22 protein-coding genes and 1 rRNA gene are annotated in these 19,917 nt (G+C 59.8%); 14 read left to right on the top strand and 9 right to left on the bottom strand.

The window, feature by feature from the left end:
- Positions 1-81: 81 nt before the first annotated feature.
- The 3 genes from rrf (at position 82) to BN1120_RS09640 (ending at position 4,184) form a co-directional block, all read left to right on the top strand.
- Positions 82-196 (top strand): 5S ribosomal RNA (rrf, locus tag BN1120_RS09650).
- Between the two features lie 373 nt (positions 197-569).
- Positions 570-887 carry a PTS system regulator TmaR gene (gene tmaR / locus BN1120_RS09645; protein ID WP_010672687.1) on the top strand — a complete coding sequence of 106 codons (318 nt, stop codon included), beginning with the start codon at positions 570-572 and terminating at the stop codon, positions 885-887.
- A gap of 213 nt (positions 888-1,100) precedes the next feature.
- Positions 1,101-4,184 carry a transglycosylase domain-containing protein gene (locus tag BN1120_RS09640; protein ID WP_042015864.1) on the top strand — a complete coding sequence of 1,028 codons (3,084 nt, stop codon included), beginning with the start codon at positions 1,101-1,103 and terminating at the stop codon, positions 4,182-4,184.
- Positions 4,185-4,270: 86 nt separating this feature from the next.
- Here the strand turns inward: BN1120_RS09640 and yjgA are convergent, their stop codons facing one another.
- The gene (yjgA, locus tag BN1120_RS09635) at positions 4,271-4,795 is read right to left on the bottom strand and encodes a ribosome biogenesis factor YjgA (RefSeq protein WP_010672689.1); all 525 of its coding nucleotides are present in this window, start codon (positions 4,793-4,795) and stop codon (positions 4,271-4,273) included.
- 114 nt (positions 4,796-4,909) lie between these two features.
- Between yjgA and pmbA the strand changes: the two genes are divergently transcribed.
- Positions 4,910-6,253 carry a metalloprotease PmbA gene (gene pmbA, locus BN1120_RS09630; protein ID WP_042015863.1) on the top strand — a complete coding sequence of 448 codons (1,344 nt, stop codon included), beginning with the start codon at positions 4,910-4,912 and terminating at the stop codon, positions 6,251-6,253.
- 79 nt (positions 6,254-6,332) lie between these two features.
- Here pmbA and murA read toward each other — a convergent pair whose 3' ends face one another.
- Genes murA through mlaF form a run of 7 tightly spaced genes read right to left on the bottom strand, consistent with a single transcriptional unit; the run spans position 6,333 to position 10,854 of the window.
- Positions 6,333-7,589, bottom strand: coding sequence for a UDP-N-acetylglucosamine 1-carboxyvinyltransferase (gene murA / locus BN1120_RS09625; protein ID WP_039040468.1), 1,257 nt, complete (start codon positions 7,587-7,589; stop codon positions 6,333-6,335).
- 19 nt (positions 7,590-7,608) lie between these two features.
- Complete coding sequence (gene ibaG, locus BN1120_RS09620) at positions 7,609-7,866, bottom strand: BolA family iron metabolism protein IbaG (RefSeq protein ID WP_010675882.1); 258 nt, start codon at positions 7,864-7,866, stop codon at positions 7,609-7,611.
- On the bottom strand, positions 7,866-8,138 hold the full coding sequence (locus tag BN1120_RS09615; protein ID WP_042015861.1) for an STAS domain-containing protein: 273 nt from the start codon (positions 8,136-8,138) through the stop codon (positions 7,866-7,868). The genes ibaG and BN1120_RS09615 overlap by 1 nt, the downstream gene beginning before the upstream one ends.
- Entirely contained in the window at positions 8,135-8,767 is a 633-nt protein-coding gene (mlaC, locus tag BN1120_RS09610; protein WP_039040470.1) for a phospholipid-binding protein MlaC, read from the bottom strand. The genes BN1120_RS09615 and mlaC overlap by 4 nt, the downstream gene beginning before the upstream one ends.
- Positions 8,768-8,769: 2 nt before the next feature.
- Positions 8,770-9,267 carry an outer membrane lipid asymmetry maintenance protein MlaD gene (gene mlaD, locus BN1120_RS09605; RefSeq protein WP_010675879.1) on the bottom strand — a complete coding sequence of 166 codons (498 nt, stop codon included), beginning with the start codon at positions 9,265-9,267 and terminating at the stop codon, positions 8,770-8,772.
- A 7-nt stretch (positions 9,268-9,274) separates the two neighbouring features.
- Positions 9,275-10,054 (bottom strand): lipid asymmetry maintenance ABC transporter permease subunit MlaE, encoded by a 780-nt coding sequence (mlaE, locus tag BN1120_RS09600; protein WP_010675878.1) that lies wholly within the window; start codon positions 10,052-10,054, stop codon positions 9,275-9,277.
- A complete protein-coding gene (mlaF, locus tag BN1120_RS09595; protein ID WP_029314846.1) occupies positions 10,054-10,854 on the bottom strand; it encodes a phospholipid ABC transporter ATP-binding protein MlaF in 801 nt (266 codons plus the stop codon). The genes mlaE and mlaF overlap by 1 nt, the downstream gene beginning before the upstream one ends.
- A 206-nt stretch (positions 10,855-11,060) precedes the next feature.
- Here mlaF and BN1120_RS09590 point away from each other — a divergent pair, with 206 nt between their 5' ends.
- The 10 genes from BN1120_RS09590 (at position 11,061) to npr (ending at position 17,872) form a co-directional block, all read left to right on the top strand.
- Entirely contained in the window at positions 11,061-12,056 is a 996-nt protein-coding gene (locus BN1120_RS09590) for a KpsF/GutQ family sugar-phosphate isomerase (RefSeq protein WP_029314845.1), read from the top strand.
- Positions 12,056-12,610, top strand: coding sequence for a 3-deoxy-manno-octulosonate-8-phosphatase KdsC (kdsC, locus tag BN1120_RS09585; RefSeq protein WP_042015859.1), 555 nt, complete (start codon positions 12,056-12,058; stop codon positions 12,608-12,610). The genes BN1120_RS09590 and kdsC overlap by 1 nt, the downstream gene beginning before the upstream one ends.
- The gene (gene lptC, locus BN1120_RS09580; protein WP_042015856.1) at positions 12,607-13,167 is read left to right on the top strand and encodes an LPS export ABC transporter periplasmic protein LptC; all 561 of its coding nucleotides are present in this window, start codon (positions 12,607-12,609) and stop codon (positions 13,165-13,167) included. The genes kdsC and lptC overlap by 4 nt, the downstream gene beginning before the upstream one ends.
- A complete protein-coding gene (gene lptA, locus BN1120_RS09575) occupies positions 13,154-13,672 on the top strand; it encodes a lipopolysaccharide transport periplasmic protein LptA (protein ID WP_010675873.1) in 519 nt (172 codons plus the stop codon). Before lptC ends, lptA begins: the two co-directional genes overlap by 14 nt.
- Positions 13,673-13,684: 12 nt before the next feature.
- A complete protein-coding gene (lptB, locus tag BN1120_RS09570) occupies positions 13,685-14,410 on the top strand; it encodes an LPS export ABC transporter ATP-binding protein (protein ID WP_010675872.1) in 726 nt (241 codons plus the stop codon).
- Positions 14,411-14,475: 65 nt separating this feature from the next.
- Complete coding sequence (locus tag BN1120_RS09565; protein ID WP_039040474.1) at positions 14,476-15,915, top strand: RNA polymerase factor sigma-54; 1,440 nt, start codon at positions 14,476-14,478, stop codon at positions 15,913-15,915.
- Between the two features lie 20 nt (positions 15,916-15,935).
- The gene (gene hpf / locus BN1120_RS09560; protein WP_005305957.1) at positions 15,936-16,223 is read left to right on the top strand and encodes a ribosome hibernation promoting factor; all 288 of its coding nucleotides are present in this window, start codon (positions 15,936-15,938) and stop codon (positions 16,221-16,223) included.
- Between the two features lie 2 nt (positions 16,224-16,225).
- The gene (gene ptsN, locus BN1120_RS09555) at positions 16,226-16,672 is read left to right on the top strand and encodes a PTS IIA-like nitrogen regulatory protein PtsN (RefSeq protein ID WP_010675870.1); all 447 of its coding nucleotides are present in this window, start codon (positions 16,226-16,228) and stop codon (positions 16,670-16,672) included.
- 40 nt (positions 16,673-16,712) lie between these two features.
- Positions 16,713-17,579 (top strand): RNase adapter RapZ, encoded by an 867-nt coding sequence (gene rapZ / locus BN1120_RS09550; RefSeq protein ID WP_010675869.1) that lies wholly within the window; start codon positions 16,713-16,715, stop codon positions 17,577-17,579.
- 20 nt (positions 17,580-17,599) lie between these two features.
- Positions 17,600-17,872 carry a PTS phosphocarrier protein NPr gene (gene npr / locus BN1120_RS09545; RefSeq protein WP_010675868.1) on the top strand — a complete coding sequence of 91 codons (273 nt, stop codon included), beginning with the start codon at positions 17,600-17,602 and terminating at the stop codon, positions 17,870-17,872.
- 15 nt (positions 17,873-17,887) lie between these two features.
- Here npr and BN1120_RS09540 read toward each other — a convergent pair whose 3' ends face one another.
- Entirely contained in the window at positions 17,888-19,792 is a 1,905-nt protein-coding gene (locus tag BN1120_RS09540; protein WP_042015854.1) for a BglG family transcription antiterminator, read from the bottom strand.
- Positions 19,793-19,917 lie beyond the last annotated feature (125 nt).

Raw genomic sequence — 19,917 nt, 5'->3', positions numbered from 1 at the left:
ACAACACCCAAGAAGTGTTCTAAGGCTTGTAGCAAATACGAACGAATTACTTACATCAGCTTTTTCAGATTGAAGATTTTGCCTGGCGGCAATAGCGCAGTGGAACCACCTGACCCCATGCCGAACTCAGAAGTGAAACGCTGTAGCGCCGATGGTAGTGTGGCATTCGCCATGCGAGAGTAGGACACTGCCAGGCACCCAATACAAGAAACCCCGCTCACTCGAGCGGGGTTTTTTATTGCCTGAAATTCAGCCCTCACTGGAGTGCAAGCGGGCACTATGGTGCTGTTCGTCGTTCACTTGTTGCCTGTACCGGAAAAAGTTGCGCCTGCTCTGGCCGCATTGAACCCACATATTGGCTCTCTCCGTTCTCATCATTTTTAGCGTAATAACCCAGTCGGAGCCGTTCTGTCTAAACCCGCCGCCCGCGCTGTGATTGGGGTTGTATCTGAATCATAACTCGGTAGAGTAAGGGGCATTCCGGGTTTGCCCGTGCCATGGTTTCGGTTTCTTTTTCTGGTATGGGACTCTCCGCCTGTTTTCATTCACCTTCACTCAGTGGTACCGATATGGAACAAGTAAACAAGTCAACTTTCAACGATGTGCTGGAATATGTGCGTATGTCCCGTCGTCAGAACAAGCTCAAGCGTGAAATCGCGGACAACGAGAAAAAGATCCGTGACAACCAGAAGCGGGTACTGTTGCTCGACAACCTGAGTGACTATATCAAGCCCGGCATGAGCATTGACGAGGTTCAGGCCATCATCGCCAACATGCGGACCGATTATGAAGAGCGCGTAGATGACCATATCATCAAAAATGCCGAGCTTTCCAAGGAGCGCAAGGAGCTGAGTACCAAGCTGAAGAGTATGAGCACCAGCAAATAATACCGCCCCGTTCTCGTCAACACCGGCCTCTGGCCGGTGTTTCATTTTCATGCCGCAGCTCGGATCTCTTGCCGCATTGCAACAATCGGCTCCCATTTTCACAATCGCCCTGTTAACATCGCTGCAAAGCGGTCAATAGATTTCAAGCCCTTGACTTGAAACGACTAAGCTTGATTGAAAGACAATAAATTGCGCAACCATGGTGGGGCTGATATGGGCGCATCAAAACAGACGGATTCAAATAAAGTGGCATCTCAGGATTCATCCGTACCTAATGCGGACGGGCAACAACAGCGTAAACGCCGACCCTGGTGGCGCTGGTTGTTCTGTTTTATCTTCTTGCTTTGTCTGGCTGCCGTGATCGCCCTGGTGGGTTATGAAATGAAGACCTCCCGACTGCAGTCACAGGAGATCTCCCGCTATGCGGCCACCCTGACCTATCAGATCGAACCCGGCCCCAGCAAGCAGATTGCCTTCCCCGACGACGGCCCGTTCGACAAGCGACTCGGTTATGTGCTGATGCCCATGATCCAGGAACGTCTCGTTCAGCGTGGCTACCAGGTGAGCGAACAGGTCCGTTTTTCCGATGCGCTCTACAACTACGCCGGCCACGGTTTCTTCGTGCCTTATACCGAGAAGGTCCAGGCAGGATTGACACTCTATGACTGCCGTGCAGAACCTTTCTACCAGTACAAGTATCCGACTCATTACTATCCGGATTTCAATGCCATACCGCCCCTGGTCATCCAGTCTCTGCTGTTTATCGAGAACCGTGAACTCCTGAGCAACAAGGAACCGCTGGCCAACCCGGCCGTAGACTGGCCGCGCTTTGCCAAGGCGGCGCTGTCTCAGGTGGGCAAGGCGCTGGATATGCAGGATCAATCTGCTGGCGGTAGCACCCTGGCGACCCAGGTGGAGAAGTATCGTCATTCTCCCGATGGACTGACCGTTTCGCCGACCGAGAAGATCCGCCAGATGGTCTCGGCCAGCGTTCGTGCCTATCGGCTGGGGCCCGAGACCCTGGAGGCCCGCAAGCTGGTTGCCTGGGCCTACCTCAACTCGGTCCCGCTCTCTGCGGCGCCCGGTTATGGCGAGGTGCACGGTCTCGGTGATGGCCTCTGGGTCTGGTTTGGCGCCAATGTCGATGAGGTGAATCGACTGCTGGATCCCGCTCGCAACCAGGATTCTACCCTGGCCGAGCAGGGCCTTGCCTTGCGCCAGGTTGTCTCCCTGATGATCGCCCACCGCCGTCCTTCCTATTACCTGGCGCAGGGCAGAGAAGCACTGTCGACACTGACAGACAGCTATCTACGACTCTTCGTGCAGGAGGGAATGATCACGCCCCCCCTGATGGAGTCGGCTCTCAAGGCCAAGCTGGTCTTCCGCGATTTCCTGCTGGCACCTGCCATCACCAGGGTCAACAACAACAAGGGACTGCAGGTGGCTCGCACTCGTCTCAGTCGTCAGCTCGGGGTGCAGCTTTATGATCTGGACCGCATGGATCTGACGGCCAACACCACCCTCAATATGCCGCTGCAGAACGAGGTGTCACGGTATCTGCAGCAACTGGCAGACCCTGCATTCGCAGCCCAGGTGGGCCTGTTTGGTGAGCGCCTGCTCTCGCCGGAGAAGACGGGGGATGTGAAGTACAGCTTTACCCTGTTCGAGAAGACGCCGGAAGGGGTCAAGGTGAGGGTGCAGACCGACAACACGGACCAGCCGTTCGACATCAATGAGGGCAGCAAGCTTGAACTGGGATCCACCGCCAAGTTGCGGGTGCTGACGACCTATCTCGAGATTGTCACCGAGTTGCATGACAGCTACGGCAATATGCCGGTGGAGAGCCTGCGAAAGATCGAAGTGTCCGATCAGGACAACATCAGCCGCTGGGCCATCGCCTATCTGATGAGTGCCAAGGACAGAAGCCTGCCGGTGATGCTGGAGGCCGCACTGGACCGCAAGTATTCCGCAAGTCCCTATGAAGGCTTCTTTACCGGCGGTGGCATGCACACCTTCAACAACTTCCGCAAGGAAGACAACGGTCGCATCCCGCCCATTCGCGATGCGCTGCGGGAATCCATCAACCTGCCCTTCGTGCGCTTGATGCGGGACATCGTCCGCTACAGCCTCTACAAGGAGGGAAATCGTGCCCAGTTGTTGAAAGATGACAGGGATCCTCGCCGTACCGAGTATCTCGCCAAGTTTGCCGACAAGGAGGGGCAGACCTATCTGCTGAGGTTCTGGCGCAAATATCGCGGCAAGAGTGCAGAAGAGCAGCTCGATACCTTCCTCGATGGTCTCAAACCCAGCGCGGTGCGTCTCGCCGCGGTGCATCGCTATCTGATGCCGGAAGCCTCCCGGGCCGACTTTGCCGCTTTCCTGGCCAAGCGCCTGCCGCGGGAGAAATTGACCGAGAAGCGCATAGAGCAGCTCTATACCAATTACGGCCCCGGCAAATATTCTCTGCCGGATCAAGGTTATATCGCACGGGTGCATCCACTCGAGCTGTGGTTGCTTGCCTATCTCAAGGAGTTTGACAAGGCCACCTTTACCGAGGCGGTAACCGCCAGCCGTGACGAGCGTCAGGAGGTCTACAGCTGGCTGTTCAAGACCCGTCATCGTAGTGCCCGGGATAGCCGGATCCGCACCATGCTGGAGGTTGAGGCCTTCCTCGACATCCATCAGCGCTGGGCTCGCCTGGGTTACCCCTTCGATCACCTGGTTCCGTCCCTGGCGACTGCACTGGGCAGCTCGGGCGATCGTCCTGCTGCATTGGCCGAGCTGATGGGGATCATCCAGAACGGCGGCATTCGTGCACCGACCCTGCGCATCGAGCACCTCTCCTTTGCCAAGGGGACCCCCTTCGCCACCGTCTTTGAGCCGGCGAACACCCAGGGGGAACGGGTGATGTCTGCCGAGGTGGCCAATGCCTTGCGCAATGCACTTTCCAAGGTGGTGGAAGGGGGGACGGCGCGGCGCATCGCCGGGGCCTTCGCCTTGCAGGATGGTACTGTCCTGGCCCTGGGGGGCAAGACGGGGACCGGGGACAACCGGATCGAGACGGTCGGTCGCTACGGCAATGTGACCAGTTCACTGGCTCGCAACCGGACTGCGACTTTCGTCTTCTACATCGGGGATGATCACTTCGGCACGCTGACGGCCTATGTACCCGGCAGCCAGTCCGACAAGTTCCGCTTCACGTCGGCGCTGCCTGTACAGGTGCTCAAGGGGATGGCCCCCCTGTTGGTCCCCTATCTGCAACCCGCTACTCACACCCAGTGCATGGCGGGCAGCTGAGCGGACATCGCATGAAAAAACGGGGCCATTTCGGCCCCGTTTGATTGTGTACTGCACGCCGCCATGAGGTGGACGTGAGTCATCACTTACAACAGATCTTCAATTTCACCGCGCAGGTACTGGTACATCTCGCGATAGGCTACCGGCGGCTTGTTCAGCTCCCGCTCCTTGTTGGCGGTGCGGATCAGCTGACGCAGCTTCTGGCGATCCAGCTCGTGGAACTGGGACATCAGCTCGTTGAGGGCGCTGTCGCCTTCGGTGATCAGCCGCTCGCGCCACTGTTCGAGGCGGTGCAGGCGGGCGTTCACGGTGGAGTGACGCATCTTGATGATGGAGAGGGCCTCTTCGATGGGGGCCACATCGCGGCTACGCATCAGACGGCCGATGAACTGGAGATGGCGACGGAAGGACTCATCCTTCTTCGGCTTGAGCTTGCGACCCAGCTCGACCGCTTCGGCGAGCTCTTCATCCAGGGGGATCTTCTCCAGCTCGCTGTGACTCAGGGAGACGATCTCTTCCCCCATCTTCTGCAAGGCCTCGGCATCACGCTTGAGCTGGCTCTTGCTGGGGCCCCAGTCTTCCCACTCGTTGTCGTCTTGATATTGACTCATCGGTCTCTGTATTCCTGTCATTCACGTTTGGCGGATATGTTACCAGCTTCTCCCGCTGGGCGCAGGGGTCTGATATGCTTAGCCCCTTTCCTTCCCTTCATACAGATGTGAGTTATGGACCAGCAAGATCAAATCCGCCAGGATCAATCCCATCTCGAGGCCGTGGTCGCCGAGGCCCTTGAGATAGCGAAAGGGCTGGGCGCCGGGCTTGCCGAAGTCTCCATCAGCAAACAGACCGGCCTCTCGGTGAACACCCGGGGCTGCGAGCTGGAAAGCATCGAATTCAACAAGGATGGCGCACTCGGCATCGCCGTCTATCGCAACGGTTGCAAGGGGTCCTCCTCCACCACGGATCTGACCAAGCCGGCCATTCGCGCCGCTGTGGAAGCGGCCATGGAGATCGCCCGCCATACCTCTCCCGATGACTGCGCCGGTCTTGCGGATGCGGACCTGCTGGCCTGGGATGCCCCGGACCTGCAACTGTGCCACCAAATCGAGCTGGATCCCCAGCGTGGCATCGCGCTGGCCATCGAGTGCGAGCGGCTGGCCCTGGGGCGGGATGCCCGCATCAAGCACTCTGACGGAGCCAGTTTCTCCAGCCACCTGGGCGTCAAGGTTTATGGCAACAGCCACGGCTTCGTCAAAGGCTATGCTGCATCGCGCAACTCCCTGAGCTGCGTACTGATCGGCGAGCAGGATGGCGACATGCAGCGCGACTACGGCTACTCCTCCAGCCGCTCCCTGGACGGGCTGTGGAGCCCCCAGCGCATCGCTGACGAGGCGGTGGAGCGCACTGTTTCCCGCCTGGGGGCTCGCAAGATCAGCACCCGCCATGCCCCTGTGCTGTTCCACCCCGATACCGCTGCCGGTCTGTGGGGCCATCTGGTGATGGCAATCAGCGGGGGGAACCTCTATCGCAAGTCGAGCTTCCTGCTGGACAAACTGGGCAAGCAGATCCTGCCCGAGTGGCTCACCATCCAGGAGTTCCCCCACTTGCCGGGAGGACTTGCCAGCACCCCGTTCGACGGGGAAGGGGTTCGCACCCGAGACATGGACATCATCCGCAACGGCGAGCTGATGAGCTGGCTGCTCACCTCCTACTCCGCCCGCAAACTGGGCCTGACCACCACGGGCCATGCCGGGGGCATCCATAACTGGCAGGTCTCCAATACCGGCCAGGACTTCCAGGGCATGCTCAAGGAGATGGGTACCGGGCTGCTGGTGACCGAGCTGATGGGGCAGGGGGTCAACATCGTCAATGGTGATTACTCCCGCGGCGCAGCCGGTTTCTGGGTTGAAAATGGCGAGATCCTCTATCCTGTGGAGGAGATCACCATTGCAGGCAATCTAGCCGACATGTTCAGCCATATCGTGGCGGTGGGCAGTGATGAGGATGAGCGTTCCAGCCTCAAGACCGGCTCCGTACTGGTCGAGCAGATGAAACTGGCGGGGCACTGATCCCTTCTACACGGCCATGAAAAAGGCCCCCTCGCTTTGCGAGGGGGCCTTTTTATCGTCGGCTCATGGTGAAGCCAGCTTATTCCTTGATGCGCTCGATGCGACCACCCAGGCCTTGCAGCTTGTGCTCGATGTCTTCGTAGCCACGGTCGATGTGATAGATGCGATCGACGATGGTGGCCCCTTCGGCCACGAAGCCGGCCAGCACCAGGCTGGCGGAGGCGCGCAGATCGGTCGCCATCACCTGGGCACCCTTGAGCTGCTGGGTGTCGCGGCAGATGGCCACATTGCCCTGCAGTTCGATGTCGGCACCCATCCGAACCAGCTCGGGCACGTGCATGAAGCGGTTCTCGAAGATGGTCTCGGTGACCATGCCGGTGCCCTGGGCGACCGCGTTCAGCACGGTGAACTGTGCCTGCATGTCGGTCGGGAACGCCGGGTAGGGGGCGGTCTTGATGGTGACAGGTTTCAGGGTGCGACCTGTCATGTCGAGGGTGATCCAGTCGTCACCCTTTTCAATCAGGGCGCCAGCCTCTTCCAGTTTGACCAGTACGGCTTCCAGCAGGCTGGGGTCGGTGTTGCGGCAGGTGATCTTGCCACCGGTCACGGCGGCGCCCACCAGGAAGGTGCCGGTCTCGATGCGATCGGGCTGCACGCTGTAGCTGCCACCGTGCAGACGTTCTACGCCGTCGATGGTGAGGGTATCGGTGCCAGCGCCCTGGATCTTGGCGCCTAGCGCGTTGAGGAAGTTGGCCAGATCGACCACCTCCGGCTCACGGGCGGCGTTTTCGATCACGGTGCGACCGTCAGCCAGGGTGGCGGCCATCATCAGGTTCTCGGTACCGGTCACGGAAACCATGTCCATCAGGATGTGGGCACCTTTCAGGCGGCCGTCGACGCGGGCTTTGATGTAGCCCTCTTCGATGACGATCTTCGCGCCCATCAGCTCCAGGCCGTGGACATGCAGGTTGACCGGGCGGGCACCGATGGCACAGCCGCCGGGCAGGGAGACGTCTGCTGCACCGAAGCGGGCTGCCAGCGGGCCCAGGGCCAGGATGGAGGCACGCATGGTCTTCACCAGCTCGTAGGGGGCGACATGATTGTTTACCGCGCCGGTCAGCACGGTCACGTTGCCGTTGACCTTGGTGGTGGCGCCCAGCATCTCCAGCAGCTTGAGGGTGGTACCCACGTCTTTCAGGCGCGGTACGTTGGAGAGTTGAACCTCTTCGTCACACAGCAGGGTGGCAAACAGGATGGGCAGGGCGGCATTCTTGGCGCCGGAGATGGTCACTTCACCGGAGAGGGTGCAGGGGCCGGTGATCTTGAATTTGTCCATGGTTTACTTCTTTACCAAATCAGGAGGGCAGCTGGAATTTACGCTCGCGTTTCCACTCGGCGTCGGTATAGGCCTTGATGGAGAGAGCGTGGATCTCGTTGGTGGCGATCTTGTCCATCAGCGGGGCATAGATGGCCTGTTGTTTCTTGACCCGGCTCATGCCGTCAAACATGTCGCCGACGGCGATCACCTGGTAGTGACTGCCGTCCCCTTTGACATGGACTTCGGACAATGGCAAAGCCTCGAGGAGTATCGCTTCAATTTCAGAGACTTGCATTATGAGTCCTCAGTTGTGAGCGGGGTTGAATGAAAGAGGCTGGCCACCCCGTAAAGGTTGGCCAGCGTATGGAAATCGTTGGAGGCACCCACCAGTGTCGGAGTGGCACCCCGTGCCAGTGCCGCCTTGGCCCACTTGACCAGCAGGGCAAGGCCGGCGGAATCCAGGGTAGTGACGGCATCGAGTTCGAGCCGGTCGTCCTGCCACCAGTCGGCGCGGCGTTGCCACAGATCGTTGACCTGCGGGGCCTGCAAGTCACCGCTCAGGATCATGACTTGATCACCAGCGGCTTGGCGTTGTGTTCACGCAGCTGGGCGATCACCGCATCGATGCCGTTCTGGCGGATGAGGCCACCCAGCTCGTTCTGCTTGGCAGAGAGCAGGCTGATCCCTTCGGCAACCATGTCGAAGGCTTTCCACTCGCCGGTCTTGTTGTTCTTGCGCAGCTTGAACTCGAGGAAGATGTCCGGCTTGCCGGCCTCTTTCACGCTGACGTTGACGGCGGTGATGTTGCTCTCGGCGGCTTTGCCAGGCTGGACCTTGACGGTCTGCTTGTCGAAGTGTGCCAGGGCGTCCGCGTAGGAGCTCACCATGTACTCGGTGAAGACGTCGACAAAGGCGTCACGCTGGGCAGGGGTCGTCTGTTTGATCTGGTTGCCGAGCACCTTGTAGGCGGCGAAGCGGTTGTCCACGTAGGGCAGCAGCTCCTCGCGGATGATGACGCGCAGGTGATCTGGGTTGCTCTTTACCTGGGCCTGATCGGCTTTCAGGCGGGCAAAGGTCTGCTGGGCGGCCTGATCCACGAGGGCATAGGGGTCCGAAGTGTTGACATCCGCACGGGCGACGAGGGAGAACAGCATGCTGGTCATCAGACCCAGCATCAGGGCGATCTTCTTGAACATGGTTACTCCTTGGTTGCGGGTGTGTTGGCCGGAGAGGACTGGCTGTAGAGGAACTTGCCAATCAGATCTTCCAGCACGATGGCGGACTTGGTGTCTTCGATCATGTCGCCATCCTTGAGCATGCTGGTGCCCATCTCCTCATCGCTGAACCCCGGTGCCAGACCGATGTACTGCTCACCGAGCAGGCCAGAAGTCAGGATGGAGAGGGTGCTGGTCTCGGAGAACTCGCCGGCACTCTTCTGCATCTGCAGGGAAACGATGGGGACCTGGCTCTTGGGATCCAGGGTGATGTCGCTGACACGACCGACGACGACGCCGCCGACCTTGACCGGCGAGCGCACTTTCAGGCCGCCGATATTATCGAAATGGGCGCGCAGGGTATAGGTTTCTCCTTCCGGTTTGAAACTCAATCCCGCCACTTGCAGTGCCAATGCCAGAATGGCCGCGATGCCAGCCAGCATGAAGGCGCCAACCAGAAATTCTACTTTGCTGAACTTCATCTTTCCCTTATCCAAACATGACTGCGGTGAGTATAAAATCCAGACCGAGCACGGCCAGGGATGAGTGAACCACGGTACGGGTGGTCGCCTGACTGATCCCGGCCGAGGTCGGTTTGGCATCATAGCCGTTGAAGAGCGCTATCCAGGTCACCACCAGGGCGAAGATCAGGCTCTTGATAGCGCCCTGCATGATGTCGTCCTGCCAGTCGACGGAGGCCTGCATGGCGGACCAGAAACTGCCTTCGTCCACCCCCAGCCAGTCGACACCAACCAGCTTGCCGCCAAAGATGCCGATCAGGCTGAACATGAAGGCCAGCAGCGGCATGCTGATGACCCCGGCCCAGAAGCGGGGCGCCACGACCCGACGCAGCGGATCGACCGCCATCATCTCCAGGCTGGAGAGCTGCTCGGTGGCCTTCATCAGGCCGATCTCGGCGGTGAGGGCGGAGCCCGCACGACCGGCGAACAGCAGGGCTGTGACCACAGGGCCCAGCTCACGGAGCAGGGAGAGGGAAACCAGAGGCCCCAGGCTCTGCTCTGCGCCGAAATCCTTCAATACGTTGTAACCCTGCAGGGAGAGCACCATGCCGATGAAGAGGCCGGACACCAGTATGATGGCGACGGATTGCACTCCCACCACATACAGTTGCTGCACCAGCAGCGGGAAGTGCTTGCGTGGCTGGGGCCGTCCTGCCAGTGCATGAAACAGCATGATGGTTGCCCGGCCGACGGCGTTGATGAAACGCACACCGCTGCGGCCCAGCTTGCTTATCTGACTTGTCAACATCACAGATCCTGTAGCAGGTCGCCTGCCGGAAAATGAAACGGAACAGGACCGTCGGGCAATCCCTTGAGGAACTGCTCGACTTCGGGATTGTGCTCCTCGCGCAGCTGCTCCGGTGTGCCGTGTGCCACTACCTTGCGGTTGGCGATGATGTAGGCGTAGTCGGCGATGCTCAGCACCTCCTTCACGTCGTGGGTGACGATGACGGAGGTGATGCCGAGGGCATCGTTGAGCTCCTTGATGAGCTTCACCAGCACCGCCATGGTGATGGGGTCCTGCCCTACGAAGGGCTCGTCATACATGATGAGATCCGGATCCAGCGCGATGGATCTCGCCAGGGCCGCGCGACGCGCCATGCCACCGGAGAGCTCGGACGGCATCAGCTTGGCCGCCCCGCGCAGACCGACAGCCTGCAGTTTCATCATCACGATGGTGCGGATCAGCTCTTCCGGCAGGCCGGAGTGCTCCCGCAGCGGAAAGGCCACGTTGTCGAAGACGGTCATGCCGGTGAACAATGCGCCACTCTGGAACAGCATGCTCATCCGTTTACGCACTTCATACAGGCGCGAACGGGAGAGCGTGGGAACGTCTTCCCCGTCAAACAGGATGTGACCGGACTCAGGCTTGAGCTGGCCCCCGATCAGGCGCAGCAAGGTGGTCTTGCCGATCCCGCTCGGACCCATGACGGCGGTGACCTTGCCACGGGGAATGGTCAGGTTGATCCTGTCGTACAGCAGCCGATCCCCGTGACTGAAGGTCAGGTCGGAGATGGTGATCAGGTCATCGTTCAAACAATTGTCCATCCGGTATAAATGAAGAGCGAATTTTATGGGCTAGTCTAGGTCTAAGCAACAGCGAGGAACAACTATTGAGCGGGTTTCCCCCCCAAGTACGCGACAGTTTTATGTAACAACCTGCGTCAATGACCGCCCATTCCGCATCCGATTCGCTTATCTCGGCAGACTTTTTTATAATCCCGCAGCAAATTTCGGCCCGGAGCTGTGCCTTTATGTCTGTAAAGCCTGAAAAAGTGTCTGAATTGTTCGATTTCCGTCGCAGCGCCCGAGCGGTGCTGGACATAGAAAAACAAGCCATTGATGGACTCTACCAGTACCTTGACGAGGCGTTCGAGCGTGCCTGCGAGATGGTGCTGCGCTGTGGCGGCAAGATAGTGGTGACCGGCATGGGCAAGTCGGGTCATATCGGCAACAAGATTGCCGCGACCCTGGCCAGCACGGGAACGCCCGCCTTCTTCCTGCACCCGGGCGAGGCGAGCCACGGGGATCTCGGCATGATCTCAGCCGGGGATCTCATCATCGCCATTTCCAACTCCGGCGAGAGCGACGAGATCCTGGCCCTGCTGCCGGTGCTCAAGCGCCGCGGCATTCCACTCATCTGCATGACAGGCAATCCGGCTTCCACCATGGCGAAAGAGGCCAACGTGCACCTGTGCATCAAGGTGGAGAAAGAGGCCTGCCCCCTCGGTCTGGCCCCGACTTCCAGCACTACCGCCACCCTGGTGATGGGGGACGCGCTGGCCGTGGCCCTGCTGGAGGCCCGTGGCTTCACCGCCGATGACTTTGCGCTGTCGCATCCGGGCGGGTCCCTCGGCAAGCGGTTGCTGTTGCGAGTGGGCGATCTGATGCACAGCGGCGAGCTGTTGCCCAAGGTGGGGATAGATGCCACCATCAGCCAGGCGCTGCTGGAAGTGAGCCGCAAGGGGCTCGGCATGACGGCGGTGGTGGACGATCAAGGGCTGCTTGCCGGTCTGTTCACCGATGGTGACCTGCGCCGCATTCTGGACCTGCAGGTGGACATCCATCACACCCCCATCAGCCGCGTCATGACGGTGAACTGTGTTACCGTAGGGCCTGAGATGATGGCGGCCGAGGCCGTCAAGCTGATGGAAACCAGGAAAATCAACGGGTTGTTGGTCGTGGATGGGGAGAGACACCCGCTGGGTGCCTTCAACATGCATGACCTGCTGAAAGCCGGAGTAATTTGATGCAAGACGTACCGACCCTCTATGGTCCGGTGACGCGCAGCCAGTACGAGAAGGCGGCGCAGATCCGCCTGCTGGTGTGCGATGTGGATGGGGTGCTCTCCAACGGCTTCATCTATATGGGCAATAACGGCGAAGAGCTGAAGACTTTCTGCACCCGTGATGGTGCCGGCATGCGTGCCCTGCTCAATGCGGGCATCGAGATTGCCATCATCACGGGGCGAAACTCCCGCATCGTCAGCGATCGCATGAAGAGTCTGGGAGTCCAGCACCTGGTGCAGGGGGCAGACAAAAAGCTGCCCCACTTCGAGGCCTTGCTGACCAAGCTCGGGCTGGATGCATCGCAAGCCGCCTATATGGGAGATGACACCATCGATCTGCCGGTGATGCAGGCTTGTGGCCTGGGTATCGCCGTTGCCGACGCCCATCCGCTTGTGCTGGCGAAGGCGGAGCTGGTGACGCGGCTTGGCGGTGGCGTCGGGGCCGTGCGCGAGGTGTGCGACCTTATTTTGCAGGCCCAGGGATTGGCTGACTATCAACCCGAGGCGTCGCGATGAACAAACAGACTGTGCTGTTCGGCCTGCTGTTTCTGGCTGCGCTGGCGGCCTGGCAGCTGGGGGAGATCGAGCTGGTCCCCGAGCCGACCACCAAGACGGAAAATTTTCAACCGGACTTCACCGCCAGAGAGTTGGTGACGACCCGTTTCAACGAGCAGGGCAAGCGCACCGAGCGGCTGGAATCCGAATATGCGGAGTACTACCAGGTACTCGAGCAGGCCACTTTCGCCAAGCCGGTGGTCTACATGTTCGATGACAAGGGCGCGGCCGAATGGAAGCTGACGGCCGAAACCGGGGTGCTCAACACCGATGACAATGTGATCCTCCGTGACAAGGTGCATCTGGACGGTCTGCTGCCCGCGTCCTTCATCTCCACGCTGGATACTTCCTATCTGGAGCTGGATCTGGTGACGCAGGGAATGAGAAGCAACCAGCACATCAGCATTGTGGGCCAGGAGTTCCAGACCGAGGGCGTTGGCCTCAAGGGTCACCTGGAACGTAAATATTTCGAGTTACTGGATAAAGGCCATGCCACTTATTTCAATGAAAAACGTTAATCTGGCCCTCACGGCCCTGTTGCTGTGCGGTTCCCTGAATGCCAAAGAGTCCGATTTCGCCGAGAAGGTCTATGTGGATGCGGTCAAGCAGGTGGCCGAGATGCAGGACAACCGCATCACCTTCAGCGAGGATGTCATCATCACCCAGGGCACCATCAAGATTAAGGCCGACAAGGTGGTGGTGATCCGCTCCGGCGACAAGGGCGCCGAGGTGATGACCGCGTATGGCAATCCAGCCACCTTCTTCCAGGTACTGGACAACGGCAAACCGGTCAATGCCCATGGCAACAGCATCCGCTACGAGCTTAAGAACCGGTTGGTGACCATCACCGGCAATGGCCAGCTCAAGCAGGAAGACAGCCAGGTGACCGGCGATCTCATTCGCTACGACATCGTCAAGCAGAAGATGATTGCCGAGAGCAAGGGGCCCACCCAGCGCGTCAAGACGGTGTTCCTGCCGGATCAGGTGGAGAACTTTGACAAACCCGCCGATCAGAAGAAGTAGGAAACAACAGCCATGGCAGTGTTAAAAGCAACGGGTCTGCAAAAGAGCTACAAGCGCCGCATGGTGGTCAGCGATGTGAGCCTGGAGGTGGGAACGGGCCAGATCGTGGGCCTGCTCGGCCCGAACGGCGCGGGCAAGACGACCTCCTTCTACATGATCGTGGGCCTGGTGCAGCGGGATGCCGGCCTCATCACCATCGACGAGCAGGACATCAGCCTGCAGCCCATGCATATCCGTGCCCGCAATGGCATCGGCTATCTGCCCCAGGAGGCCTCCATCTTCCGGCGCCTGTCGGTGTTCGACAACTTGATGGGGGTCATGCAGACCCGCAAGGGGTTGAGCCGCGAAGAGCGGGAGGATAAGGTCGAACAGTTGCTGGAAGAGTTCAATATCACCCATATCCGCGACAGCCTGGGCCAGAGCCTCTCGGGTGGGGAGCGGCGCCGGGTGGAAATCGCCCGGGCGCTGGCGGCAGAGCCGAGATTCATTCTGCTCGATGAGCCTTTCGCAGGTGTTGATCCTATTTCAGTCATCGATATCAAAAAGATCATCCAGCATCTGAAAGAACGCGGGTTGGGTGTGCTGATAACGGACCACAACGTCAGAGAGACGCTGGATGTGTGCGAGAAGGCCTACATCGTCAGCCACGGCAAGATGATTGCCGAGGGCGCGCCGGCCGATATCCTCGCCGATGAGCAGGTCAAGCGCGTCTATTTGGGCGATCAATTCAGTCTATAGTAAGGGGGCACCCCTCATTTTTGTTAGGTGACTGCCTCGCTGAACATAAGGATATCCCGACGTAGATGAAGCCGACATTACAGTTGCGTCTCGGTCAGTCCCTGACCATGACGCCACAATTACAACAAGCGATTCGTCTGCTCCAGCTCTCCACCCTGGAACTCCAGCAGGAAATTCAGCAAGCGCTCGACAACAACCCCTTGCTGGAGCAAGAGGAGAACGAGGCGCAGGAAACCAGTCAGACAGAGACACAGGACGCCAGTCAACTCGACTCCAGCGATGCCATGGCCCAGGAGAGCATGCCGGATGAACTGCCGGTGGACACCACCTGGGACGAGGTCTACTCGGCCGGTACGGCCCAGAGCGCAGGTCCCATCCATGACGGGGAAGACAGCGTCTATCAGGGGGAGACCACCGAGAACCTGCAGGACTACCTGCTGTGGCAGATGCGGCTCACCCCGTTCAGTGATGTGGATGCTGCCATCGCCCTTGCCATCATCGATGCCATCGACGAATCCGGGTATCTGACTGCCACCCTCGAGGATATTCAGGCTGCAGTCAGCAGCGAGGAGGTAGAAGTCGAACTGGATGAGATAGAAGCCGTGCTCAAGCGGGTGCAGCATTTCGATCCGGTCGGCATCGCCGCCCGTTCGGTGCAAGAGTGTCTGCTGATCCAGCTCGGCCAGTATTCGCCGGACCTGCCCTGGCTCGACGAAGCCAGAGAGGTGATCCGCGAACACATGGACCTGCTCGGCAATCGCGACTACCGCACCCTGGCTCGCAAGACCCGCCTCAAGGAGAGCGATCTCAAGGAGGTGCTGGATCTCATCCAGCAACTGGAGCCCAGACCCGGCAACGGCATCATCCAGAGTGAATCCCAGTACGTGATCCCGGATGTGTCCGTGGTCAAGAAGGGTAGCAAGTGGGTGGTTGAACTCAATCCGGATTCTGCTCCGCGCATCCGTGTCAACGAGGCCTATGCGGCCATGGCGCGCAATGCCCGCAGCAGCACGGATACCCAGTTCATCCGTTCTCATTTGCAGGAGGCCAAGTGGTTCATCAAGAGCCTGGAGAGTCGTAACGACACCCTGCTCAAGGTGGCCAGCTGCATCGTCGAGCAGCAGCAGGGCTTTTTCGAGTACGGCGAAGAGGCCATGAAACCCATGGTACTCAACGACATCGCGGAAGCGGTGGAGATGCATGAGTCGACCATTTCACGGGTCACGACCCAGAAGTACATGCATACGCCCCGCGGCATTTTTGAACTGAAGTTTTTTTTCTCCAGTCACGTCAATACGGAGGGAGGAGGAGAGTGCTCATCGACCGCTATTCGCGCCCTGATCAAGAAGCTGGTGACGGCGGAAAACCCCGCCAAGCCGCTTAGTGATAGCAAGATCGCGGATTTGCTGGCCGAACAGGGTATTATGGTGGCGAGACGCACGATCGCAAAGTACCGTGAATCCTTGTTGATCCCGCCATCCAATCAGCGCAAACGCCTGGTTTAGGCAAACAAAAGGAAGACGTTATGCAAATTAACCTGACCGGACACCATGTCGAGATTACCGAAGCTCTGCGTGATTATGTGAACAACAAATTTGCCAAACTCGAGCGTCACTTTGACCATATCAACAACGTACACGTGGTGTTGAGCGTCGAAAAACTGAACCAGATCGCCGAAGCCAAGCTGCATGTCAGCGGGGGAGAGGTGTTCGCCAATTCGCAGCATGCCGACATGTATGCGGCGATTGATACCCTGCTGGATAAACTGGATCGGCAGATCATCAAGCACAAAGATAAGTTAAATCAAAAATAACTATGCAACTTGAACACATACTGAGTCGGGACTGCACCAAGAGTGCGGTCCCTTGTACCAGCAAGAAACGCGCGCTCGAGATCATCAGTGAACTGGCCGCAGAGCGCCTCGGCGCTTCCCGCCAGGTCCTGTTTGAAAGCCTGCTGGCGCGAGAAAAGATGGGTAGTACCGGGATCGGAGCCGGTATCGCCATCCCCCACGGCCGGATTGACGACGCCTTCGCGCCGACCGCCGTGTTGATGACCTTCTCCGAGCCCATCCCTTTCGATTCTATCGACAATCAACCGGTTGACCTGCTCTTTGCATTGCTGGTGCCGGAAAGCGAGTGCAAGCAGCACCTCAAGACTCTTTCCCTGATGGCATCCAAACTGGGTGACAAGGCCGTCTGCCGCCAGCTGCGCCAGGCGACCAGCGACGAAGAACTCTATCAGATCATGACGTCGGCCTGAGGCCGGGTCTGACACAGCCACGTTGGCGTGAGGGGACAAGATGCAGTTAATAGTAGTAAGCGGTCGTTCGGGCTCCGGCAAGACGGTGGCCCTGAGGGTGCTCGAGGATCTCGGGTACTACTGCGTGGACAACCTGCCGGTCAACCTGCTGCCCCAGTTGATCGTGTCGGTGGAGAGCCAGTATGACAAGCTGGCGGTCAGCATCGACGTGCGCAACCTACCTGCCCAGGCAGACAGGCTGGAGAACCTGCTGAGCCAGGTGCGCAACGAGGGGCGAGTCAAGTTTTCGAGCTTCTTCTTCGATGCGGACAACGCGACCCTGCTCAAACGCTACGGTGAGAGCCGCCGTCTGCATCCTCTGTCCCGCAACAAGCTTTCGCTGGACGAGGCGATCCGGGAAGAGACCCACCTGCTGGCACCGCTCTCCTCGACCGCCGACCTGCGCATCGACACCACCAACCTCAGCATTCACGATCTCAGCGAGCTCATCAAAACCCGGGTGCTCGGCAAGAAAGAGAACGAGCTGGTGCTGGTGTTCGAGTCATTCGGTTTCAAGTACGGCATTCCCAAGGATGCGGACTTCGTGTTCGACGCCCGTTTCCTGCCCAACCCGCACTGGATCCCGGAGCTCAAGCCCTTCACCGGCAAGGATGAGCCCGTGGCCAACTACCTCTCCAGCCAGCCGGATGTCATGCTGTTCATCCAGCAGATCGAGAATATGCTGGGGACCTGGTTGCCCCACCTGGAGCGCAACAATCGCAGCTATGTGACCGTCGGGATCGGCTGTACCGGCGGACAACACCGCTCGGTGTTCATCGCCGAGCGGCTGGCCAGCGCATTCCGGTTGCTTGGCAAGAACGTGCAGATCCGCCATCGCACGTTGGACAAGCGTTCAAACCCCGCCTGACAGATCCACAGGATGCTCAGATGACCGTTTCCGCCTCGGTAGAAGTCAAAAACAAGTTAGGCATTCACGCGCGACCGGCCATGATGCTGTTCGAGCTGGTGCAGGGGTTCGATGCCCACGTGTTGCTGCGCAACGAGGAGGGGGTCGAGGCCGACGCGGACAGCGTGATCGGCCTGCTGATGTTGGACTCCGCCCAGGGCAAACAGGTGGAGGTGCAGGTGGAGGGCCCCGAAGAGGTGGAGGCCCTGGCCGCCGTGGTGGCGCTGTTCACCTCGGGCTTCAATGAGGAGTAATACGCCTCGGCGTGCTCAAGGTGCGCTGCGAGCCAGCGCCTTGAAAGCGGCAAAATCCCGACAAGCCAGCAGACTTCTGCTGGCTTTTTCGTTCATCAGTGCCAGAAACAGATCATAAAGTCCCATGGCTTCCTCATAATCCGCCTTGGCGATGGCCAGCACGAAGATGAGGGTAGCGCTCTCGCCGTTGCCCCAGTCGATCCCCTGAGGGACCAGCACGGTATAGACCAGGGTGCGGCGCGCCAGCAGGCCGAGGGAGTGGGGCAGAGCGATGCCGTCCCCCAGCATGGTGGAGACGATCCGCTCCCGCTCCTGCAAGGATCCCCGGAATCCGCTCTCCACCAGATCCTCCGCCTCAAGCTGGCTGCAGATGCGGTCAAACAGCGCCGCTTGGCTGAGCGGTTCGGTGACCACCATGAAGTGGTCGGCATCGAAATACTTGTCGAGCAGGTAGGGGCGGGTGCGATCGACCAGCACCAGCTTGCCGAGCTGCTCCAGCTGGTACTGGGTCGGGAAGGGGGAGACCTGCACCACGGGAGCATTCTTCTCGCTCACCTTGAGGGTGCTGATGACGAAATCCTGCTCGACTCGCACCAGCCCCTCATAGTCCCGCACCGATTCCAGCGTGGTCAGCTGCAGTTGGGGGTATTCCCGCCGGATGCGTGCTTCCAGCACCCGGAAGGTGGCGTTGCCCGCATCGCACAGCAGCAGCGCCTGGGGGCGCCGGGTGTAACCGATGTCGTAGTGGCGCTCCAGGCCGACTCCGATGTGGATCACCAGGTAGCCGATCTCGTGGTGGGTCAATCGGTAGGGGGTCTGCCTGATCCACTCAGAGATGGCCGCCAGGGTGATGTCGTAGGCGAGGGGGTAATACTGCTTGATGTGGTCCGCCAGGGGATTGTGGCTACCAATCTGGTATTTGACCCGCAGCAGCATGGCGCCGATGTGGGTCTGCAGGTCGGCTCGCAATTGCGGGTCGCCGCGCAGGTCATAGGGGTAGTGCTGGTGGATGTAACCCAGCAGGTGCGCCGTCAGCTGCTCGCTCTCGGCCGCCATGGCCGGGCTGAGCAGGGGCGTTTCTGCAGTGAGGCGAGCCTGGATCTGGATGGCGAGACAGGCGATCTCTTCCTGCACCGGTGAAGTCAGGGTCGGCAGCTCGGCATAGATGTCGCGGGCCACCACTGCCAGGGGCGGGGTGATGTCGTCGCTGGCAAACTGGCGCAACTCGTGGCCAGACGCCTGGCGAAGCAGGGCGACGGCACAGTAGACGGTGACTTGCTGCAGGCTCTCGTCGGCCAGGCGTAGCTGATGGCGACCGAGTTGCTCGTGAATGTGGTTGCCCACTACCTCCAGCGTCTTGCTGGGGCAGAGGGTGGGCAACAGGCTCTGGAGCGGATGCTGGTGCAGCAGCTCCTGGCAGAGCAGTTGGGTGAGGCAGGCGCGGATCGCCATCTCGCTTCCCGCAATGCGCATCCCCACCCTGGGTTTGCTGTCGATGGTGAGCCCGAAGTGGGCGAGCCGCTCCCGCACCTCCGTCATGTCCCCTTGCAAAGCCGCCCGGCTCAGATACCAGGTGTCCGCCAGCTCGTCGAGCTTGATCCCCTGTTCCGCCGTCAGCAGCAAGACCTGGAGGTGCAGCACCCGCTCGCGGCTGGTGCGAGGCAGAGGGCTCTCCTGCCCCTGGGCGGCCAGCAGCGCATCGAACAGCCCCTGATTGTAGATCTTGAGCTGGTAACCGCTGCCCCGCTGATGGATCAGGTGGGCGCCCCGGGTGGCGATGAGCTCGTTCAGGGTCGCCACGTCGGTACGCACCGTGCGGGTGGAAACATTGAGACGGCGGGCCAGCTCCTCCTGTGGCAGGGGCTCCGCGTGAAGCAGGGCGAGCAGTTGCTGGAGTCTGGGGTGGGGCAGCTTGGTCATGAGGGAGGTGCGGGAGCGGCTCGCCCACTTCGGGCTCACCATCGACAGCAAACCCAGGGTGGGGATGCGCATTGCGGGAAGCGAGATGGCGATCCGCGCCTGCCTCACCCAACTGCTCTGCCAGG

Source organism: Aeromonas caviae, from assembly GCF_000819785.1.
In the GTDB taxonomy this organism is placed as follows: Bacteria; Pseudomonadota; Gammaproteobacteria; order Enterobacterales; family Aeromonadaceae; genus Aeromonas; species Aeromonas caviae.
This window is presented reverse-complemented; position numbering and strand designations above follow the sequence as displayed.